We start from the raw sequence: 20,141 nt of genomic DNA on the forward strand, positions 1-20,141 counted from the left end.
CGGGTTTCTGGTCCCCCGGGGGGGGCTCCCGGCCGGCCCCGGGGGGGGGCCGGCGGGTGTGTCCCCCGGGCGCCCGCCCGCGCCGACCCCGGTACGGGGCGGCGCGACCCGGGGGAGGACGCCGGGCCCGGTCTCAAAGCCGGCCGGAGTCGGGGGACTTGCCGAGCGCGGTCACCAGGAGGGCGGCCGCCGCCAGGCCGCCGCCCAGCCACATCACGGCGGTGACGTCGATCCCGTCGGCGGTCAGCCCGCCCAGCAGGGCGCCCAGGGCGATGGCCCCGTTGAAGACGCCGACGAACAGGGCGGACACACCTTCCCGCGCCTGCGGCGCCGAGGCCAGCAGCCAGGTCTGGGTGCTGACCGACACTCCGCCGTACGACAGCCCCCACACCGCGAGCAGCGCCCCGGCGCTCAGCACCGAGCCGCCGAGCAGCGGCATCAGCGCGACCGTCGCCGCCAGCACGGCGCTGATCGCAAGCAGGGTGCCGCGCGGCGAACGCCCGGCGCCCGCACCGGAGGCGAAGTTGCCCGCGACGCCGGCGAGTCCGTACACCAGCAGCAGGGTGCCGATCATCCCCGCACTCGCCCCGGAGACCTCCTCCAGGACGGGCCGCACGTACGTGTAGGCGGCGAAGTGGCCGGTGACCAGCAGGGCCACCACGGCCAGTCCCGTACGCACCCGGGGGCTGCCGAACAGCCGCAGCACACCCCCGAGATGCATGTCCTGTTCGGCGGGGAGCCTCGGCAGCAGGGCTGCCAGCGCGACCAGCACCACCAGCGCCAGCACGCCCACGGTGACGAACGCCATCCGCCAGTCGGCCAGTTCACCGATGTATGTGCCCGCGGGCACCCCGAGCACCGAGGCCACGGCGATCCCGCTGAAGACGAGCGAGGTCGCCGGCCCGACCGACTTCGGCGGCACGAGCCGCACCGCCAGCCCCGCCGCGATCGCCCAGACCCCGCCCATGCCGACGCCGACCAGCACGCGGGCGGCCACCATCACCGCGAAGTGCGGTGACCAGGCGGCGAGCAGGTTCCCCGCGGTCAGCACCGCCATCAGCGCGCACAGCACGGTCCGCCGGTCGAACCGTCCCAGCAGCGGTGTCAGCAGCGGTGCCGACACCGCGCCCACCAGACCGGTGATGGTCAGGGTCAGGCCGGCGGTACCCTCGGTCACCTCCAGCGCGTCGCCGATGGGCGTCAGCAGGCCCACCGGCAGCATCTCCGACGTCACCACGGTGAACGTCGCGCTCGCGACCGCCGCGACGCCCATCCAGCCGCGTGCCGCGGACCATTCGGGTCCCCCTGTGGTCTCCGCAATTTCCTCAGTCTGTGCCATGCCCTCAGCCAACCCGCCGCGACCTGCGGGAACAACGGCCGATCCCTCATCCTTCGATGAGCTGGGCTACTCGATGAACCACGGCCGTGCCGGGACCTGCCGTGCGCAAGCCGTGTAGAAAGGGACATCATGGAGGGAACAGCATGAGCGGTGTGGAAATACGGGAACTGGAGGCCTTCCTGGTCCTGGCCCAGGAGCTGCACTTCGGCCGGGCCGGGGAACGGCTGTACGTCTCGCAGAGCCGGGTGAGCCAGCTGCTCAGGTCGCTGGAACACCGCATCGGCGCCCCGCTCGTCGAACGCACCAGCCGCCGGGTGGCACTGACCCCGCTCGGCGAGAGCTTCCTCGCCGGCCTGCGCCCCGCGTACGAGGCCCTGCGCGCCACCGTCGACGACGCGCGGGCCGCCGCCCGCGGGATGGGCGGGGTCCTGCGCATCGGCTTCCAGGGAACGGTCGACGACTACCTGAGCCGGGCCATCGCCCGCTTCGGCGACCTCTACCCCGAATGCGCCATCGACATCGTGGAGATCCCGCTCTCCGACCCCTTCGGGCCGCTGCGCCGCCAGGAGGTGGACTGCGCGGTGGTCCTGCTTCCGGTGGCCGAGGACGACCTGGTCCTCGGGCCGGTCTTCTCGCGGCAGCCGCAGACCCTCGCCGTGTCGGTGCGGCACCCGCTCGCCGCCCGGGAGTCGCTGTCCGCCGAGGAACTCGCCGACTGCCTGCTCATCGGCATCGGCGGGGGCGCCCCGGACTACTGGCGCAGCGCCCAGGCGCCGGCCCTGACCCCGGGCGGCCTGACCGTGCCGGCCGGGCCGGGCGTCAACACCCTCCAGGAAGGGCTGAGCCTGACCGCGGCCAACCGCGGCGCCATGCTGCTGTGCCGCTCGACGGCCGAGTACCACGGCCGCCGCGACTCCCTCACCTTCATCCCCGTGCAGGGCCTGCCCGACTCCGAACTGGGCCTGATCCGCCACCGCCAGAGGCCCTCGGCCCAGGCCTCCGCCTTCGCCGAGGCCCTCGCCGAAGCCACCGCCCCCTCACAGCCGGCCGCGTAGCGTCCGACGCGGGCCCGCCGGCGGTGGTGACCGGGCTCTGGGGTGATGACGTGGCCGTCGCGCAGTTCCACCACGCGGTCGGCGAGTTCGATCAGGCTGGGGTCGCCGGCGGCGACGAGGATGGTGACCGACTCGCTGCGGACCACCGCCCGCAGCAGCTCCATGATGAAGGGGCCATCCGGAACTCCTGACGATTGCTCCAATTCGGAGGCGGCATCGCGCAAACGACCGGCACGTACACCGGGCGTTCCGCGCCTCCGTACGCGTCCTCGGGGAGGGCATCGACATCACCGGTGAGGGGGCGTGCAGGCCACCTGCTCCGGCGATACCCGCTGCTCGCAAGTCGAGATCGTGCAGAACATCGGCAGCGCCCTCCGCCTCAACAGGGGCTGAGGGCCTCCACCACACCGTCCATGCCTTGCCCTGCGCCCACCATCTCGCAGGCGATCGTTCTGGCAGCGAGGCCTACCGGGCCGTCAGCCCCGCACGACGGTGCACAGCACTGGTGTATGGATGCCGAGGTGAGCGGCCGAGTCGGCCACCGTCGCAGCGAGCCAGCCGACAGCGTCACAGGACCACTCCGCCAACGCGCCGGAGAGCGTCACCCCGTGCGACGGTGGACCTTTCCAGAAGCGGTCGTCGAACGGCGGCCCCGGGAAGACTCCTGGGGGAACGACCTCATCGATGTGGCCGGCGAACACATGCTGGTCCGCAGGAACGATGCGGCGGGCGAACTGGGACGCCAACGAGGGGATCGCCGGGTCGACGCCGCCGTCGATGCGGACCTTCAGCGGCGCCCGTGCCCCGGGGTCGCATTCCCCGAACCAGCCCGTGTCTTCATGGAGGCACCAGTGCGTACGGCGGGCGAGCCGAGGCGTCGATACCCTGCACCGGCAGAAGAACCTGGACCGCGGTGAGGTGCACGGCGCCGATCCGTTCTGTCGTGTCCTGCGCGCAGCGCAGGAACGGTTGCACGGGAAGGGGCCGGTCGTCGGCCAACGCGCTCACGTCGACCTGGAACCACGACCTGCGCCGCCGCGCGATCCGCTGGACCATCCCGGACACGGCTGACCAGGCACGCAACCGCCGAAAGCTCGGCTCCCGGGACGGCCGGCCACCGCGCTACGACCCGGTCGACTACCGCGAGCGCCACGCCGTGGAGTGCGGGATCAACCGCCTCAAGAGGCACCGTGCTGTCGCCACCAGGTACGACAAGCTCGCGGTCCGATACGAGGCGACGGTTCTGATCGCAGTCATCAACGAGTGGCTGTGACTACCTGGTTCCGGCTGGGCGCAATGCGGGTCGTGAGCAGTTCTCGCAGGAGTTCCACGACGAGGCCTGGCTGCCCCACGAAACAGCACCCTTACCCGCCCCCGGGGAATCCTCATCCTGTGTGTTCGTGGTCCGGCTGCAGCACGAATTCTTGGATCTCTGCCATGCCGGGCGCGTAGCCGTCGGAGGTGTCGACCAGCAGACTGGGGGCGCTCAAGCTGATGGGAACGAACCGGTCGGGGTCGTACACGCCGGCCTCCATGTCGGCGAGCAGGGCCTTGTCACCATGGGCGACCCGGTGGCTGTCGTGGTGGACACGGTCGGAGATGCGCCGGGCGATGGTGGACGTGGGAGTGGTGCACCGGATGATCCGTAGGTTGGCGAAGGCCGTGAGCGGCTCCAGTCCGGGGCGCCAGAGCCGGTCCTGGAAGGCCGCTTCGGCGACGACGGTCGAGCCGGCCCGCAGAAGTACGGCGATCGTCGCGAAGAACGCCTCCAGCGCCGGAATGTTGAGCGGGGCGTCACCATTGAGGTCGTGATCGGGGTGGTTCATGACCATGCCCTGCTTGATCTCGTCGCGCAGGATCGCGGGGCAGCCCAGGTGCTGGGCGAGTTCCCGGGCGAGGGTGGTCTTGCCGGTCGCCGGCGGACCGCTGACCACGGCCAGGAGCGGACGTTGGATAGGCACGGGGGGACTCCAGAGGTGGTGGAGGCGGCCGGGATGGAGCCCAGGTTCCAGAGTGCTGCTTGCGGAGCCGGACGGCCATGAAGCCAGGCTGGCGGGTCAGTTTCTCGTGGTCGGTTGGATGGTGGCGGGCCATCGACGGAAGGGGCTGGTGCCAATAGCGGTGTGTCATGCCGTTCGACCGGGGCTCCTCGATGAAGCCGCTGGTGAAGTAGCTGCCGCCGTAGGCAAGCCAGTCCGCCGTGGGGTGGCTGGTCGAGACGACGACCTGCCCTCTGGCCCGCAGGACGCGGGGCGAGTTCCCGCAGCGTGCTGACCCGATCGGGAGGTAGTGAAGGACCAAGGTGAGCAGGACACCGTCGAAGCTCTCGTCGTCCGCCCAGGTGAGGGGCTCGGTCACGTCGTGATGGCGGACTTCCGCGAGGGAGCCGAGGAGCTGGCTGGCGAGGCGGACGAGGACCGCCCTCCTTCCAAGGACCGGAGCCCGCATCCTGATCGAGGTCGGCGACGGCAGCACCTTCCCGGCCGTAGGCCACCTCGCCGCCTACGGGCAAACATCACACCCAGACCCTCCTCTGCCTCGCACGACGCCGGGTCGACGTCCTCATCGCCGTGCTCCGGGACGGAACCTTCAACGAACCCAGCTGCACCAGCGTGATGAGCAGGCAAGAAGACGGACTGGCGGCTACCGCTCCTCGCCTGCACCAGGAACGTGAACCGCCACGTCGTAGTTGCCGATCAGGTCGGCCAGAGCACGCGGACTCACGCCCTTCGCGTTCTGCCGCTCGGGATCGGCTCCCGCCGCCAGCAGCACCTGGAGCGTTGCCGGATCGCCTCGATAGCCGTGTTGCCGTCACGGTCGCCCACATCCACCATCACCCCCGCGACCAGAAGCAACTCGGCAGCCAGCGCGCTCTGGGACTGCGCGGCAAAATGCAGCGGCGTCATGCCTGCCTTGTCTGCCAGGTCCGGATCCGCCCCGCCCACCAGCGCCTCACGCAGGCCAACAACGTCTCCCTGCACAGCGCAGTAATGCACTGTCGAGCGACCCATCCAGTCCAGCCCCTGCCCCGCATCCACCATGGCATCCATCCTCTCCGAGCTTGACGAAGGAGATAGGGCCCCCCGGAGCCGCCCCCCAGGGCAGAATCCGGAACAGGGCAGTCAGCACCTGCCCAAGGCCCGTTCCCCCGATGACGAAATAGCTGTCCCCCGGACGGTCGTCACACCGTGCCGATAGCGTCGGTCCGAGTCGACGACAGGGGCAGCCGATGACTGGGAAAGCGCAGCACGACAGGAGCACCGGGGATCGTGGCAGCACAAGGCGCACTCCGGCCCCCTCGTCCAGCTCGCGCGGGACTGGGAACGACCGCCCCTCCTGCAGGCCGCGCACACCGCCCGTACCGCGTACCGCGTCGATACCTCCCTCGCGGACGGCATCGCCGTCGTGAAGGCCCGAAGCGGCTCCGCCGGACAAGACCGGGTTCGCCCTGGGTCTGGCCATGTCCGTCAACCAGATCGCCATCATCGCCGTGCGCCCCGTGCTGGGCCTGCTGGTCGACCTCACCGGCGGCTTCATCCCGGCCTGGGCACTGCTTTGCCTGCTGACGATCAACGCCCTGGCGGTCACGGCCAAGGCGGAACTCCGCTCCTGTCATGAACTTCTGACGAAATGACCTTCGAGCTTGTGGGGTCACCCTGGGACCGAGTAGTCCGCGGTGCCGCGCGGTGGCATGGACAAGGCCGTCGAAGCAGCCCTGCACATCCGTCGCCGGGACATCAGGCAAGCTCTGTCACATTTACAATCGGCGGCCCGCGTATCGAAGCATGGGCCATCGCTTGGCAAAACGAGGGGAAGAAACAGTGCAACGGATCGGGATCATCGGCGTAGGCGAGATCGGCCGGGCCCTCGTGGACGGCCTGTGTGAGGGCGTCGAGGAGCCACCGGAGCTCTACCTCTCGCCACGGGGCGCCCGTACAGCCGCCGAGCTGTCGCAGCGCTATCCGACCGTGTATGTGTGCGCCGACAACCAGGACGTGCTGAACCGCTCAGAGTTGGTGATCCTCGCCGTCCGCCCCCAGGACCGTGTCGCGGCCCTCTCCGGACTCCGGGTCGGTGAGGACAGGGTCGTGGTCAGCGTCATGACCGGTGTCGCCATCAGCGAGGTGCGCCACATGCTGGGCACCGATGCCCCCGTGGTACGCGCCATCCCCTTGCCCTCCGCGCGCGAGCGCCGGTCCGTCACCGCGACCTGTCCCTTCCACCCGGCCGTGGACGACCTCTTCGATGGCCTCGGTGGGACGCTCCCCGTCGCGGACGAGGCGACCCTCAACGTCTTCCAAATGCTCACGGGCACGCTGACCACCCATTACCAGTACCTGGCCACGCTCGCCGATTGGGCCGTCCGGCAGGGCATTTCCCCCGAGGGGGCGGACCGCTACCTCCGTGGTCTCTTCCAGGACGTCGGGCGCGCGCTGGGCGACGACACGCGCTCGTTGCAGCAGCTCGCGGGCGACCACGAGACACCGAAGGGACTCAACGAGCGCCTGCGCACCACGTGGTTCGACCCGGCCAATACCGAGGCCCTCACCAAGGCGCTCGACGCGCTCCTCGCAGACCTCAAATAGCCGCGTCGGCACAGACCCCCGCACCCCACCTCCCGAACCCACTCAACCAGTCAGAGGAGTGAGCACAGGCGCCCCCAGCAGATCAGCCCACACCCGAGGGTGCGGGCCGCTGTCCCTGATGGCCGTGGACAACGAGGCGTGGCGCTGGGGCGGGAAGGCAACGAGCCCTCTCCACGAGCCGTCGTTGCATGACGCCCGCCTCCGGATTCGCCCGAACATGATCCGCCCGATTGCCTGCATGTTCACTCGGCCCCAACAGGCCCTGCTGTCGTGTGGCTCGTCGCAGTGGGGCCATGGCTCCTCGGCGGGCCCCAGGAGCGACCCGCCGACGGAGCTGTCGTGCACGATCGGTGGTCCCGGCCGCGGGTGCAGCCGGGTCGCCGTACGGGCCAGCGGGGCCAGTCGAGGAAAAGCACGGTGACGTCGAACGGCCGCGACGGGGTGGTAAACATGGCGCTCACAGCGGTGATGCTGCCAGCAGCCCCTGACACAGCTCCTGCCTGGTCTATTGGATCATGCTGGTGTGGTGGGAGCACGTCGTGCAGAAGTAGAGCTGTAGATGGTTGCCTTTGGAGACCTGGATGCCGGGCGGGTTGTGCACAGGGTCGTCGTCGATCACGGCGATGCCTTGCTCCTCAGCCGGAACCCAGCCCCTCCGGTAGTCGCGGGATTCCTCCGAGGCGATGGTCAGCAGCGGGGCCATCACGGTTCCGCAGTTGATGCAGAACCGGTCGGCGGCGTCGGTCAGGCCCCACGGCGGCCACCCGCCGACCTTCCACCCCGGGGCCTCGGACAGTTCGTCGGAGTAGTACTCCTGCGGCTCCTCGTAGGCATCGTCCATCACGATGCCGGCCGCCCGCCAGGCGCTCCAGTCGTTGACCTTTTCTCGTAGTTGTTCGCTCAACTCCAGGAAGTTGGGGTACTCGGTGACCTGCTCCGGGGACAGCACACACGGCTTCGGCATGTAGCCGTCCTGGACGTCGGTCGGAGTGGGCGGTGAGGTGAGGACGCTGCTGACGTCGGCGGCTGTCCGCCAGAACAGCTTGGTCGTCGGTTTGAGGAACGGGGGGTGCTCGGAGGGGCACCACAGCACTTGAAGCAGATCGGCCCGTCGGGGCGGCCGCAGCTCAGGAACGTCGCGCGCGTACAGCTGGGCCACGGGCACCAGCGGAGACACCGGGCCCTCGTGCCACTTGTCGCAGTACGGCCATGGCTGCGAGGCGGGCCACAGCAGCGGCCCGCCGACCGAGCTGTCGTAGGGCGAGGGAGAGCCAGGCCGGGGATGGAGCCGTGTCGTAGTGCGAGCCAGCGGCGTCAGTTCAGGGAAAAGCGCGCTGACGTCGCACGGCCGCGGTGGGGTGGTACGTATGCCGTTCACAGCATCGATAGTGTCAGCCGCGTCGGACAATCGAAGTGCCGACTCGCGTCCGTCAAAGTTCGATGGCACAGGACAGCCACACAGCCCGCCTGGGCGTGCGTGCCGCCGCCCATGACTGCGCTGATGGGCTGAGGTCGCCGGCGGCTCGTAGGCCAGGATTTCATTTTTGTCCTTCGCAGGGTGTTGCGAAGATCGTCCCCATGACCTATTCGTTCTCCGTCGACCGGATTCTCGGAGACCGCTCTTTCGCCGAGATCGGTCACCCCACCCTTACCGTGGTTGACGGACGGCAGGGGCTGCTCGCTGTGGCGGGTACGCACCGTTTTTCCGAGCACCCGACAGTCGGAATCTACGACACCGCCGCCCTGTCCTGCCGTGCACAGATCCGCTCTCGCCTCGGGGTCCAGGCGATGGCCTTCCACCCCACCCTGCCGCTGCTCGCCGTCGGAACTGGTGCCTACGACGGCGGGTACTTCTTCGGCGGTGAACTGCTCCTGCTCAACCTGAGGACGGGAACGACCGTCTCGGCCTTCGAAAATATGGACGGGCGTCAGGTCCAGGGGCTGGAATGGCTCGACGAGCAGCGACTTCGCGTGCTTGTGGCCCCGCCCGATGACTCGCAGGACGAGGAAGCGCACACGCACGGTCACACTGCCGTGGTACGCCGGTCCGACTGGAGCTTGGTGCCGCCCAGGTCCATCACGCCCAACGAGCTGGCCGGCCCCCGGGTGCCAGCGGCCCGTCCCGATGGCAGGGCAGCCGCGTGTCGGCTGGTGACCGAGCTCGGACCGGACTGGGAGCCCCGTCTCGCTGTTCAGGCAGTGGAAGAACTCTCGGACGGCCGGATCCTCGCCACGCTCGACGGAGTGCAGTTGGAGTGCTGGCTCCCGTCGGGGGAACGGGCATGGGCCGTCCCGGATGACGAAGGGGGCCGCGAGATTGCCGTGGCCCGGGACGAGAGCTCAGCCTGGGTCTCCCTCATGCGCCCCGCAAGACACGACCGGCGACGCCTGCAGTCTGTGGTCCGGCTGTCTCTGGCGGACGGTGCGCAAGTGGACCAGGTCGCACCGTCCGGCTACGTGTCGCTGTCGCGTGCGGCGGACGGTGAACCGGTCCTTGCCTCCGCCGGGTACTGGATCCAGGGTGTACCCGTCTGCGCCAGGGCTGCCCTGCGCGTCCGGAACGCCAGCCGCACCTGGTTCCTGTCCTACGCGAAGCAGGAGGGCACCCGGCGTTCGCACCCCGGAGTCCCCTGGGTGGCCACGGCCGAGCTGACATCCGGACGCGAGTCCGGCCGACCGGTCGAGCCGGCGCAGAAGGACACACGAAGGCTGTTCCCCTACTCCTGGGTTCCTGAGGAAGAACACTTCGGTGGGCCCGGCGTCGAAGCCGCCGACGGGAGCCTGGTCCACGCGGGCACGGTCTTCCGGCAGCGGCGCCAGCCCGGTGACTCGTTCGTCGTACGACGCGATGCCTCGGACGGGTCACCTCGATGGGTCTTCCGCACCGACCGCTCCGCAACCGCACTGACCGCCGACGCAAGCACGGTCTTCACCGCCTACGACGACGGCGAGATCGTCGCTCTCAGCCTCGACGACGGCACCGTGCTCCGACGAGACCACCTCACCCTCGGAGACGTGTCCGTCATCCCCACGGCGCTCACCGTCACCCCGTCGGGGCGACTCCTCATCGGGACCCGCGACAGCCGGATCCTCGTCTGCTCCACCACCACGTGACGGCCTCTGAGCGCTTCGATCGGTGAACCCCGCCAACTCAAGCGTTCGGTCACAGGTGTGACTGAGCGTCGTAGGTGGGCCGTCCGGCCGACGAGGCCCGGCAGTTCAGGGTGTTGCAGGGTCAGGCGGTGAGGAGCACCCTGGCGCGGTGTCGGAAGGCTTCGTCCTGGCCGATGATGCGATCTTCGACGCCCGAGCGGACCACCCGGGCGTCGCCGTTGGCGAGTGCGGCAAGCCGGCGCGTTTGGCCTCCGGTCAGTGTGTGGGGGCCAAGTGCTTCCAGAGCGTCGCATGCGCCCTCCGGATCGGCGTCCGATTCGGCCGACCGCAAGGCGGCTTCGGCGAGCGCGGTGCGGTCCAGCGAGGCGGGTTCGCCCACGGCCGTAAGGGCCAGCACCGCGGCCGGTGCCTGTGCAGGATCGTCGAGAGCGGCTTCCAGGCGGGCAGCGAGCGCCCGTCCCGCAGGGCCGAGGAGGACCATCACACGGGCGGCCCGCACCACGGACCACCGGGACCAGGGGTTCTGTTCGGCGCGCGCGAAGACAGAGTCCAGAACGGCGACTACCGCGTCCGCGTCCGCCGTGACACGCCACAGAGCCTCAGCGAGGGCCGTGTCCGCATCCAGTGCGGGGGCCGTTCCGCTGAGCGCCTGGCGCAGGGCAGGCTCCAGCTCGGCTGCCCGGGGACCGAGCTCAGCAGCGATGCTGGCAGCCTCCCCGAGCGCGTGGAATCCAGGCCGGAGGGCCTGTTCGAGGCAGTGCAGCAGCGGCGCGATCTCGCCGTCGAGGTCGTGCAGGGCCTTCGTGACGGAGAGGTCTCCCAGCTCGGCCGCCACCGCCCGCAACGAGGTGATCGCCCGAGCCCGGTCCGCCGGGGCGCAGTGGGCGGCGACGGAGGCAAGGGCTTGGGCGGCCTGGCCGGGAAAATGATGGAGCGCCGCGCACAGTTCGGGCAACGCCGGCGCTGCCTCGCTGCCCCACCCTGCCAGGAGGTTCGTCAGCTGCCAGGGTTCGTTGCCGCTCAGGGCCTCGGGCCGGGCAAGGCGGCCCCGGACCGCGTCGAGGAGTTCGCCGTTGTAGGGGAATGCGGAACTCTCCGGGCTCTGGAGCTCGGAGGCTGCATCGAGCGCCCGCGGGCGCCTCCCGAGGCCGGCGGCCAGGAGCGGGGCCGATTGGTCGGGCGCTATCAGTACGAGTGCGGCCAGGGCCCGGTCGGCATGGTCGTCGTCGTGATCCGGGTTCCGGCCGGCGAGGGCGGCGAGGATGTCCGCGACGGGTGCGGCGACGCTGCCCACTCGGCCCAGGAGGGACGACATGGCGACCACCGACGCCTCGTCGACGGCTGCCGCTCGCAGGTTCCACACGAGTCTCCGCGGGGCACTGCGGGAGAGCATGCAGGCGCGGTCGGCCGCCCAGAGGCCTTCGGCTCGCACCTCGGGCCGGCCATCGTGCAGGGCTGCGTCGACCAGCGCGAAAGCCATCTTGCGCTCCATCCGGCTGCCCCGGCCCAGGAGTGCCTCGACGGCGGCGGCCAATGGCTCGCCGCGTTCGACGTCGAGGTCAGAGCGCAGGGAGTCGGCGGGCAGAAGGACAACATCGTCGTGTGCAGGGGCTCGGTCCACGTGACGCCTGCATCGAGGGAGGCGAACACGGCGGCCATGCGCACCTCGGCCGGATGGGACTCGTCCAGGACGGTGGCGGCCGCCGCCGCCCCCTCCCGTGGGTCGAGTCGCGCGATCCCTCTCAGGACCTCCGCACGCACGAAGGGTTCAGGTTCCTCGTCCCAGCGTGCGCGGAGGGCGGGGAGCGCGATCGCGGTCGCGCGGGTATGGGACACCGTGCAGGCCGCGGTCCGGCGGACATCCCGCTCCGGGGAGGTCAAGAGCGGCAGGAGCAGAGGGAGCCCGTCCGCTACAGCCGCCCGGACCGCGCCCGGTTCCACCCCGGACTCGTCCTCGCTCTCTGCCATGCCGCCGAGCAGCGCCAACACGTCTGCCGTGCGGTGACCGGCCGCCGCGATCCGAGTCAGGAACGGCACCGCCTCCGCGCTGGCGGGATAGACCGTCCCCTGGTGGAGAACGCTTCCGTACAGCTCCGACAGCGCGTCATCCGCCGCGCCCGCGTCGCCGCCGGTCAGAGCGCGCAGCAGATCGGGAAGGTCCTCCGCGCTGCCGTACGCATGGGAGAGGGAAGACCAGGGCCGGGCATCCAGGCCGTCGAGCGGGTGTACGAGATCCATGCACGCATCGTGCCAGCAGCCTCCGACACTCCCCCGCACCCGCTCCCATAGAACCGATCATGGCACTCACCGCTGACAACGAGCCCGTAAGACCGCCGAACCCAAACATCGATCACCACGCAGCGTCACCGGCCACAGAACTTGAGCCAGAGCCCAGTCCTGGCCCCACTCACTGGCCTGTCGGGGCAGGAAGCGTGGGTCGGCCGTCAGGACGTACTGGCTGAGGAGTTCGCGGTTGTGGAAGGCGGAGTACAAGAGGACAGCCAGGTCCGTGAGGGCTTTGCGGTCGCTGCTTGAAACGACGAACGTGCCAGCTTCTGATCCGAAGTGGAGCGTGTCCGCGCTGTCATTGCTCTCGGCGTTGTGCTCCTCGAAGACGTCGGCGAGCTGTTCCATGTCGCCGACGAAGAGATAGAGGCAGTGGGAGGGGTCAGGTTCGCCGGTTTCGTCCAGGTGGAACGGTGCCAGGGCTGATGGGTCGATCATGCGGTGATGGTAGGTGCCCTGGTCCTGGTCTGGACGGGGCGGTTCGTCAGGCTGAGCGGGTGTTCGCCTTTGCCGTCCTGGCTTCGTCTGGGCGAGTCGGTAGGACTCGGTGCCGGCCTCGATGATGGTGCCGTTAAAGGTGAGCCGGTCGACGATGGCCGCGCAGAGCCGCGGGGCGGTGAACGTCTTGGTCCAGCCTCCGAACGATTCGTTCGAGGCGACGCCCCGCCGGTCCAACTCGAGATAGCCCAGCTCATCGATGCAGAGAAGATCGACGCGCCCGTAGCGGGCGATCGTCTTGGACAGCTGCTTCTCGTCGGCGGCCTCGACGAGCTCGTTGACGAGCTTGGCGGCCAGGGCATAGCGGACGCGGCAGCCGGCCATGGCCGCCGCCGTCCCGAGCCCGATCAGCAGGTGGGACTTGCCGGTTCCGGAGTCCCCGATCAGGCACTGCGACTCACCCTTCTTGACCCACTCGCAGGTGGCGAGGTTGTTGACCACAGCCGGGACGACGTTGGAGTTGGCGCTGTAGTCGAAGTCGGAGAGCCATTTCTGGCGGGGGAAGCCAGCCGCCCGAATCCGTCGCTCCGAGCGTCGCCGGTCCCGGTCCTCGCCCTCGGCCATCAGCAGCTCGGCCAGGAACCCCCGGGAGGAGAGATGGTCGCGTTCGGCGCGGGCGACGAGGTCGGGGAACTGGGCTCGCATGGTGGGCAGCCGCAGGACCCGGCAGGCGTGTCGATCGCTGCGTCGGAGGCGGTCTCGGTCAGGTTGTGGTGCAGGCCGGTCATTGCGCGTCCTTCCTGGAGCGGTTCAGCAGCTGGTCCCAGCGGTCGAGAGAGGGCAGGGGACGCTGGTCGGTGGGGAGGCGGACGGCCCGGTGGGCGTTCAGGCTGACCACCTCGCTGGGCTCCGGCCCAGGCAGAGCCGGTGCTGGCCCGGTGACCGTCACGGTGCACACACGGTTACGCCCGGCATAAACGTCTCCCCTCCCGCACGAGCGGCTCACCCCAGGTAGGACACTCTGCCCCGACAACCGCCCGCGGGGACATCCAGGAAGTGGACAGCGCGGATAGCCCAACACCCCACGGTCGCCCCCTCCCGCTTGGCCCGCGGTCGTCGACGCGACCGCCAACCAGCAGTGCGGAACATCCCTAGGCCGACTTCCCATTGGGGCGCTGGTCCCATCCGTACTGTGACCTGCGGGTTTCATAACACTGGCCTCACCGGGGGCGGACAACTGCGTGCTGTCTCAGTCCTGCGGGCTGAGCCAGAGCCCCACGGTGCACGGCCCCGAGCCGAGCGGCGGCGCATCGCCGTCGACGGGGTGGCGGCGCAGGATCGTCCTGTGCCACCACCCCGGGGACGGTTGCGGTGATGCGGGGCCGGGTCAGGCGAGGGGCAGGTCCAGGTAGGACGGCTTGCCTTCGGGTGAGGAGAGGGTGAGCTTGGCGCCGGCCTGGTTGGCGTCGCTGTAGAAGGGGTCCTTGGTGTCGAGGACGAGGATCAGGCGGTGGCCGGCCGGTACGTCGTAGCCGGCGGCCTGGAGCGCGATGTCCGCGACGACCGGCTCGCCCGGGGTGGCGCCCCGGACGGTGAAGGGCGCGTGGGTGATGATCGAGGCGTTGCCGTCGGCAGCCGCGTCGAAGAGGTAGGCGACGAACGAGGCGCTCGCGGCGCTCGGCTGGAAGGTCAGCCGGAGCCGGGGGATTCCGCGGACCTTGGCCGTCTTGGTCAGGGTCTCGCCCGCCCACACGGCGGCGTCCGTGCGGCTGATCTGGTGGGTCGGGTAGACCTTGGGCTTGCCCAGCATTTCGGCGTAGCCGGTCTTGATGATCGCGTCGGCCACGGTGGCCGGTGTGTCGGTGCCGGTGGACAGGACGGTGGTCCAGCCGTTCTGGGGCTTGTCGGCGAGGCCGCCGTCGGTGGCGCCGACCGCGGGCCCGGTCAGGTGGAGGCGCGCGGGGGTCCCGGTCGCCGCCTCCCAGTCCGGGTGGGACTCCAGGGTGGGCAGCAGGGGCTTGCCCCACATGACCTCGCTGACGACCTGGGCGTCGGTGATGCCGTTGTCCGCGCCCTTGAGGTGCTGGTCGAGCCAGCGGTGGGCATCGGTCCAAATCCGGTTGGGCAGGCCGATCAGACCCGACATCTCCGGGGAGGAGTGGTCACCGACCGCCAGGTCGAGACGCTTGGGAGCGGTGAGCGTGCTGAACAGCTCCAGCGTCTGGTTGACGGGGAAGAGCGTCTCGTGCCAGGCGTGCGAGAAGAAGACCGGCACTCGCCGCTCGTTGAGCTTGTCCGCGTGCGTGAGCGGGGAGCGTTCGTTCGCCCAGTCACGGACCTCGTCGGAGATGCTCTCGCTGTTCTGCACCTGGTCGAAGGCCCACTGGGTCCGCTTGCTCAGCCGGGCGTTGGCGGCGGCGCCCTCCAGGGCGGCGACGGAGGCCACGTGGCGGGTGCCGTTCTCGTGGAACGCCTCGAAGAGGCTGCCCCAGGTGCTCAGGGCGCCGACCGCCGACACCCGGGGGTCGTCTGCGGCGACGAGCAGGCTGATGCCGGAGCCGTAGGAGTCGCCGAGGAATCCGATCCGGCTCGGGTCGGCGGCGGGAAGGTTCGCCAGCAGGAAGTCGATGACGGCGCTGCCGTCCTGGACGTCGAGCGGGCCCGCGACCTCGACCTCGCCGGTGGACTTGCCGAACCCGCGGGGCGTGTAAGCCAGCACGATGTAGCCCTTGACCGCGAGCTGCGTCGCCTGCGCAGCGTACGCGATCCAGCCCAGGTCGGCCCACGGCGCGGGCATCACCACGACGGGGAACGGCCCCGCGCCCTTCGGCTGCCACAGCGCCCCGTCCAGCCGAGCGCCGTCGACCGGCACCTGGACCTTCGAGAGCTGGATCAGCCCGCGGGCCCGGCTCGCCTCCTCGGCAAGCTCGGCGGACAGCGTCGAGGTGCCACCGCCCTCCAGCGCGGTGACGAACTGCGTGAGCGCCGCCTCGTCCAGCTGCGGGTAAAGACCTTCCGATGCCATGTGCCTACCGCCCTCTAACGCCACGTCGGTCCGTCTCTGCTTGTCGTCGCCCAGGTCACCCATACCGTGGGACACGGCGCGGGGCCCGGAGCGGCTTCAGTATCGGCAGACCGATCCGCCGCACGCGCACGCGCTTCGCGATTGACCGGAAGCGATCAAGAAAGATCGGCGCGAGCGAACGTTCCAGGCCAGGGGCCGTTCGGCCAGTGACCCCGCGCAGAAGGGTGCCGGCTCGGTTCGCCGTCGAAACGGCTGCCAGCTGGCGCGAACGCCCTGTGGTGCACCCATGCGCCCCACGTGCCCGCCTGTTCCCAGTAGCGGCGATTGCCTTTGCTGGGGGTGTGTCTAGATCTTGTTGCGCCGGGCGTGGCCGATGCCCGGCTCCTCCCTGCTACGGCCTTGTGACCTGCGCTGCTTGGCCCCGGTCGTCTAGTAACGCGGTGTGCCGGGGGGAAACGCTGGGGCCTGCGTCCGTGGGTGCGTGCCGGCCCCGGCGGGGCGGAGGGGTGCGGGCTCGGCGTTCCGAGGTCGGGGCGTGCTGCGTGGAGGCGCCCGCTCCCTTCTCGGCGGAGGAGGCCCTCTTCCTCTCGCGGGCCGTCCCGGCGGTCGTGCCGAGGGAGGGGATATGACGGCGGCTGCCTCCGGTCTGCCGGATGTGGCCGCGTTGCGCCGGAAGGTCACCTCCGTGCTGGCGGGCTTCGTGGAGGAGAAGGCCGCTGCCGCGGCGGAACTGCGGATGCCGACCGAGGTGACCGGGTGTCTGCGCGCTTTCCTGGCCAGAGGTGGGAAGCGGCTGCGGCCCCTGCTGTGTGTGACCGGCTGGCAGGCCGCCGGCGGTGAAGGCGTTCCGGAACCGGTGATCCGGACGGCGGCGTCGCTGGAGATGTTCCACACCTTCTGCCTCATCCACGACGACGTCATGGACGACAGCGGCATGCGCCGTGGCGCCCCCACGCTCCACCGACAACTCGCCCGGCACCACGAACACGGCCGCAGCATCGCCGACGCCGAACGGGTGGGCGCCAGCTGCGCCACCCTCATCGGTGACCTGGCCCTGGCTTGGTCGGACGAACTCCTCCATTCCGCCGCCCTCACCCCGGCTCAGCTCGCCGCCGTGCTGCCACTGGTCAGCGCCATGCGCAGTGAGGTGATGTACGGCCAGTACCTGGACGTCACCACCGCCGGACACCCCACCACGGATGTGGAGCGGGCGCTGCGCATCGTCCGGTACAAGACCGCCAAATACACCGTGGAGCGCCCGCTGCACATCGGCGCCGCCCTCGCCGACGCGCCCGATACCGTGCACGAGGCGCTGAGCGCCTACGCGCTGCCCATCGGCGAGGCCTTCCAGCTCCGCGACGACCTCCTAGGCGTCTTCGGAACTCCGCAGGAGACCGGCAAACCGGCGCTGGACGATCTACGCGAGGGCAAGCACACCGTCTTGCTCTCCCTCGCGCTCCAAACGGCAGGAGCCGCCCACCGCGAGGAGTTGCGCCGACTGATCGGCAACCGCGAGCTCACCGAACCGGAAGCCGCCCACGTCCGCGGCATCCTCACCGGCACCGGTGCCCGCCAGACCGTCGAAACCATGATCAGCCGACGACGCGAACAAGCCCTGACCGCACTCGAACACCCCGCCATCACCCCCCGGGCCCGGGCCTTGCTGTACCACCTCGCCGATTCGGCCACCCACCGGACCTCCTGAGGCCGGCCCGTCAGCGGCGAACCGCCGAACGCGAAAGGACCCTGCCGTTCCCATGGCGCACACCACCCCGCCTCGCGGCCCCGAGCACGGCGTGGCGCAGGAGATCCGTGCCGTCCTCGACGAGCTCACCGTGCTGCTGCCCATCAGCACGAACCCGCTCGCCGAGGAGATCGAAGCGACCACCGTCGCCTGGCTCGCCGCCCTGCCCATCGGAGACCGGGACAGACGCAGACGGCTGCGGGCCTCCCGCATCGGCCTTGGCACGGCGGCGTCCTTCCCGCACGTGCCCCTCGGCGTGGCACGGCTCATCTCCCGCCTCGCCCTCTACCTGATCGCGTTCGACGACACGGTCGCCGAGGACAACGCCGCACGCGACCTGCCCGCCTTCCTGCGGCAAGCAGCCCCCGTCTGGCGCACCCTCCAGGACTTCGCCGAAACCGAACGGCTCCCGGGACCGTGGACGGACCCTCTCCACGAACTGCTCGACGAAGCCGACTCCCTCCTCCCGCAGCCCGTGGCCCAACGCGTCCGGCAGGCCGCCCGCGACTACCTCTTCGCCGCCGCATGGGAAGCATCCGCCCGCGCCGACGCCACGCCACCGGCTTTCGACGAGTACCAGGCCATGTTCCGCCACGCCACGCAGAGCGCGGTCAGCCTGACCTTCCTGGAAGCCACATTTCACGGCCCGTCCCGCGTGGATCCCCTCCATGGCGAGCGGATCCGCCGGGGCCGCACGGCAGCGGCCGACCTGGTGCTGCACATCGGCCGGCTCGCCTCCCACCCCATCGAGGAGGCCCGCGGAACCGCCTTCGCTCCCGCCCCGCCCCCCAGCGGGGCTCCCGACCACGCCACCCGGGCCCGCGCCTGCGCGGAAACGATCATCCGCCTGCGGGACACCTGCGCCCACGACCCCGTGACGGGCCCCTACAGCCGCGCGCTGGCCGCCTGGGCCGCGGGCGTCGTCCACTGGCACCGCCTCGCCCTCACCACCCGCTACGCACTGCCCGCCCCCACACCTCGCTGCCACACACCTGGCGAAACCGGGACGACCGACGAAGGAAGTCAGCAATGACGCACACGCCCCCGCCTGTCCGCGAACTGTCGCCCTCGGTCTACGACATCGCCGTCACCGCTCTGGTCGACGGCCCCCAGCAGCAGGCATGCGTCCAGTGGCTGAGCGAACACCGCACGACCCCCACCACCTGGGGCGCCGACCCCCAAGTGAACTGGTACGACGCCTACCTCTCCACCTACAGCGCCGCCCTCGCCCTCCACCACGCCGGCGACACCGAGGTCGCCGACCGCTCCCTGGCCGACCTGCCCCGTCTCGTGCCCGCCGACCCCCGGCGGACTCTGGAGACCCTGACGTTCGGCGCTTTGATCGGCGCGCTGGACACCTACCACGCCCTCCACATCGGCCCACCGGCTCCCCACCCCCCGCCCGTCCGGGAGGTCATCGAGCGCGAAGCCGGCAAGTGGCGTCGCATGAAGGTGTGGGACGGGTTCCTCGACCCGGCCGTGTCCATCGCCGGGTACTGCGCCGAGCGCGTCCTGGGCGACGACGACATCGACCTCGAAGCCTTCCTGGACGCCTTCCAAGCCCCCAACGGCTCCGTGGCCAACGCCCCCGGCGCCTCCGCACTGCTCCTGCTGGAGGCCGAGCGCCGAGGAACCCCACCGACACCGGCACTCCGCAGCCTGCGCGACTACGTACACGCCCGCCAGGCCCCCGACATCGCCTACCTCGACTGGGTCCCCTACTTCACGAGCCTGTGGAGCAGCCTGTTCACCAACGAGACCGGCCCCAGCACAACCCTGCCCTCCCACGCCCTCGACGCCCTGATCCACGACCTGGCGGACCCCTCCGGCCTCATGGGCTCACTCGGCTCCATCCGGCCCCACGGCCCGGCCACCATCCCCGGCGACTCCGACGTCACCGCCTGCGCCATGGTCGCCGCCCGCCTCCACGGCCGCACCCCACCCCCCTCCACCAACCTCGACTCCCTCTACGACCCCACCCGTGGCTGCTACCTGACCTTCCACTTCGAACACGACGCCTCGCTGACCACCAACATCCACGTCGCCCACGCCCTCGCTCTGGAAGAACGCACCGACCGCCTCACCGACGTCCTCACCTGGCTCACCAAAGCCTTCGACGACCCCGCCACCATCGGCTGCAAATGGCACCTCTCACCGCTGTACGCACTCGGAGAGCTCGCCCGCGTCACCGCGCACATCGGCCACCCCCTCGCCACCGCCCTCCACGACAGGGCCACCACCCGCCTCCTCACCGCCCAGAACCCGGACGGCGGATGGGGCACGCACGGCTCGACCGCTGAGGAAACCGGCTACGCCGTCCTCGGCCTCACCGCCGCCCTCACCGTCCCACCCGACCCCGCAACCCCTCTGGCGCGAGCCCTTCGCCATGCCCACCGCCACCTCACCGCCGACGTCCCCCGCCATGTCCCCCTCTGGCTGGGAAAGACCCTCTACTGCGTCGAACCACTCGTTCCCCTGCTCCACGCCACCGCCCTCACCCGCATCGAGCAGGTCACACTCGACTGAGGAGACGGCCGCCACCACCCCGCGCGGT

Annotated in this window: 15 protein-coding genes and 4 pseudogenes; 9 read left to right on the plus strand and 10 right to left on the minus strand. The window is 70.4% G+C overall.

The window, feature by feature from the left end:
* Positions 1-133: 133 nt before the first annotated feature.
* Positions 134-1,339: an MFS transporter gene (locus tag ACFVXK_RS15810; RefSeq protein WP_389612086.1), complete on the minus strand. Its 1,206-nt coding sequence runs from the start codon at positions 1,337-1,339 to the stop codon at positions 134-136.
* A gap of 143 nt (positions 1,340-1,482) precedes the next feature.
* Here ACFVXK_RS15810 and ACFVXK_RS15815 point away from each other — a divergent pair, with 143 nt between their 5' ends.
* The gene (locus tag ACFVXK_RS15815; protein WP_389612087.1) at positions 1,483-2,394 is read left to right on the plus strand and encodes a LysR family transcriptional regulator; all 912 of its coding nucleotides are present in this window, start codon (positions 1,483-1,485) and stop codon (positions 2,392-2,394) included.
* A gap of 44 nt (positions 2,395-2,438) precedes the next feature.
* On the opposite strand, the pseudogene ACFVXK_RS15820 reads toward ACFVXK_RS15815, so the two are convergent.
* Positions 2,439-2,570, minus strand: a pseudogene (locus ACFVXK_RS15820) (ABC transporter ATP-binding protein); the annotation flags it as partial.
* A 767-nt stretch (positions 2,571-3,337) separates the two neighbouring features.
* Here ACFVXK_RS15820 and ACFVXK_RS15825 point away from each other — a divergent pair.
* Complete coding sequence (locus ACFVXK_RS15825) at positions 3,338-3,667, plus strand: hypothetical protein (protein ID WP_389612088.1); 330 nt, start codon at positions 3,338-3,340, stop codon at positions 3,665-3,667.
* Positions 3,668-3,779: 112 nt separating this feature from the next.
* On the opposite strand, the gene ACFVXK_RS15830 is transcribed toward ACFVXK_RS15825, so the two are convergent.
* The gene (locus tag ACFVXK_RS15830) at positions 3,780-4,355 is read right to left on the minus strand and encodes an AAA family ATPase (RefSeq protein WP_389612089.1); all 576 of its coding nucleotides are present in this window, start codon (positions 4,353-4,355) and stop codon (positions 3,780-3,782) included.
* Between the two features lie 470 nt (positions 4,356-4,825).
* Between ACFVXK_RS15830 and ACFVXK_RS15835 the strand changes: the two are divergent.
* Positions 4,826-4,994, plus strand: a pseudogene (locus ACFVXK_RS15835) (IS110 family transposase); the annotation flags it as partial.
* 120 nt (positions 4,995-5,114) lie between these two features.
* Here the strand turns inward: ACFVXK_RS15835 and ACFVXK_RS15840 are convergent.
* The gene (locus ACFVXK_RS15840; RefSeq protein ID WP_389612090.1) at positions 5,115-5,444 is read right to left on the minus strand and encodes an ankyrin repeat domain-containing protein; all 330 of its coding nucleotides are present in this window, start codon (positions 5,442-5,444) and stop codon (positions 5,115-5,117) included.
* A 410-nt stretch (positions 5,445-5,854) separates the two neighbouring features.
* Between ACFVXK_RS15840 and ACFVXK_RS15845 the strand changes: the two genes are divergently transcribed.
* Together ACFVXK_RS15845 and ACFVXK_RS15850 are read left to right on the plus strand one after the other, a co-directional pair.
* Complete coding sequence (locus ACFVXK_RS15845; RefSeq protein WP_389612091.1) at positions 5,855-6,028, plus strand: hypothetical protein; 174 nt, start codon at positions 5,855-5,857, stop codon at positions 6,026-6,028.
* A 187-nt stretch (positions 6,029-6,215) separates the two neighbouring features.
* Entirely contained in the window at positions 6,216-6,980 is a 765-nt protein-coding gene (locus tag ACFVXK_RS15850) for an NAD(P)-binding domain-containing protein (RefSeq protein WP_389612092.1), read from the plus strand.
* 270 nt (positions 6,981-7,250) lie between these two features.
* On the opposite strand, the pseudogene ACFVXK_RS15855 reads toward ACFVXK_RS15850, so the two are convergent.
* Positions 7,251-7,432: pseudogene (locus ACFVXK_RS15855) on the minus strand (hypothetical protein); the annotation flags it as partial.
* Between the two features lie 53 nt (positions 7,433-7,485).
* Positions 7,486-8,139: a hypothetical protein gene (locus ACFVXK_RS15860; protein ID WP_389612093.1), complete on the minus strand. Its 654-nt coding sequence runs from the start codon at positions 8,137-8,139 to the stop codon at positions 7,486-7,488.
* Between the two features lie 419 nt (positions 8,140-8,558).
* Between ACFVXK_RS15860 and ACFVXK_RS15865 the strand changes: the two genes are divergently transcribed.
* Positions 8,559-10,094: a hypothetical protein gene (locus tag ACFVXK_RS15865; protein ID WP_389612094.1), complete on the plus strand. Its 1,536-nt coding sequence runs from the start codon at positions 8,559-8,561 to the stop codon at positions 10,092-10,094.
* A 121-nt stretch (positions 10,095-10,215) separates the two neighbouring features.
* Here the strand turns inward: ACFVXK_RS15865 and ACFVXK_RS15870 are convergent, their stop codons facing one another.
* The 4 genes and pseudogenes from ACFVXK_RS15870 to ACFVXK_RS15885 form a co-directional block, all read right to left on the minus strand.
* Complete coding sequence (locus tag ACFVXK_RS15870; protein WP_389612095.1) at positions 10,216-11,574, minus strand: hypothetical protein; 1,359 nt, start codon at positions 11,572-11,574, stop codon at positions 10,216-10,218.
* Between the two features lie 824 nt (positions 11,575-12,398).
* Positions 12,399-12,818 carry an Imm51 family immunity protein gene (locus tag ACFVXK_RS15875; RefSeq protein WP_389612119.1) on the minus strand — a complete coding sequence of 140 codons (420 nt, stop codon included), beginning with the start codon at positions 12,816-12,818 and terminating at the stop codon, positions 12,399-12,401.
* Between the two features lie 81 nt (positions 12,819-12,899).
* Positions 12,900-13,606 (minus strand): annotated as a pseudogene (locus ACFVXK_RS15880) (ATP-binding protein); the annotation flags it as partial.
* A gap of 599 nt (positions 13,607-14,205) precedes the next feature.
* Positions 14,206-15,843: a CocE/NonD family hydrolase gene (locus ACFVXK_RS15885; protein ID WP_389612096.1), complete on the minus strand. Its 1,638-nt coding sequence runs from the start codon at positions 15,841-15,843 to the stop codon at positions 14,206-14,208.
* Between the two features lie 625 nt (positions 15,844-16,468).
* On the opposite strand from ACFVXK_RS15885, the gene ACFVXK_RS15890 reads away from it, so the two are divergent.
* From ACFVXK_RS15890 to ACFVXK_RS15900, 3 genes are read left to right on the plus strand one after another with little or no spacing between them, the layout of a single operon-like run.
* Positions 16,469-17,548 (plus strand): polyprenyl synthetase family protein, encoded by a 1,080-nt coding sequence (locus tag ACFVXK_RS15890; protein ID WP_389612097.1) that lies wholly within the window; start codon positions 16,469-16,471, stop codon positions 17,546-17,548.
* 52 nt (positions 17,549-17,600) lie between these two features.
* Positions 17,601-18,620 (plus strand): hypothetical protein, encoded by a 1,020-nt coding sequence (locus ACFVXK_RS15895; protein WP_389612098.1) that lies wholly within the window; start codon positions 17,601-17,603, stop codon positions 18,618-18,620.
* Complete coding sequence (locus tag ACFVXK_RS15900; RefSeq protein WP_389612099.1) at positions 18,617-20,113, plus strand: hypothetical protein; 1,497 nt, start codon at positions 18,617-18,619, stop codon at positions 20,111-20,113. Before ACFVXK_RS15895 ends, ACFVXK_RS15900 begins: the two co-directional genes overlap by 4 nt.
* Positions 20,114-20,141 lie beyond the last annotated feature (28 nt).

This window comes from Streptomyces sp. NPDC058157, from assembly GCF_042884105.1.
GTDB lineage: Bacteria > Actinomycetota > Actinomycetes > Streptomycetales > Streptomycetaceae > Streptomyces.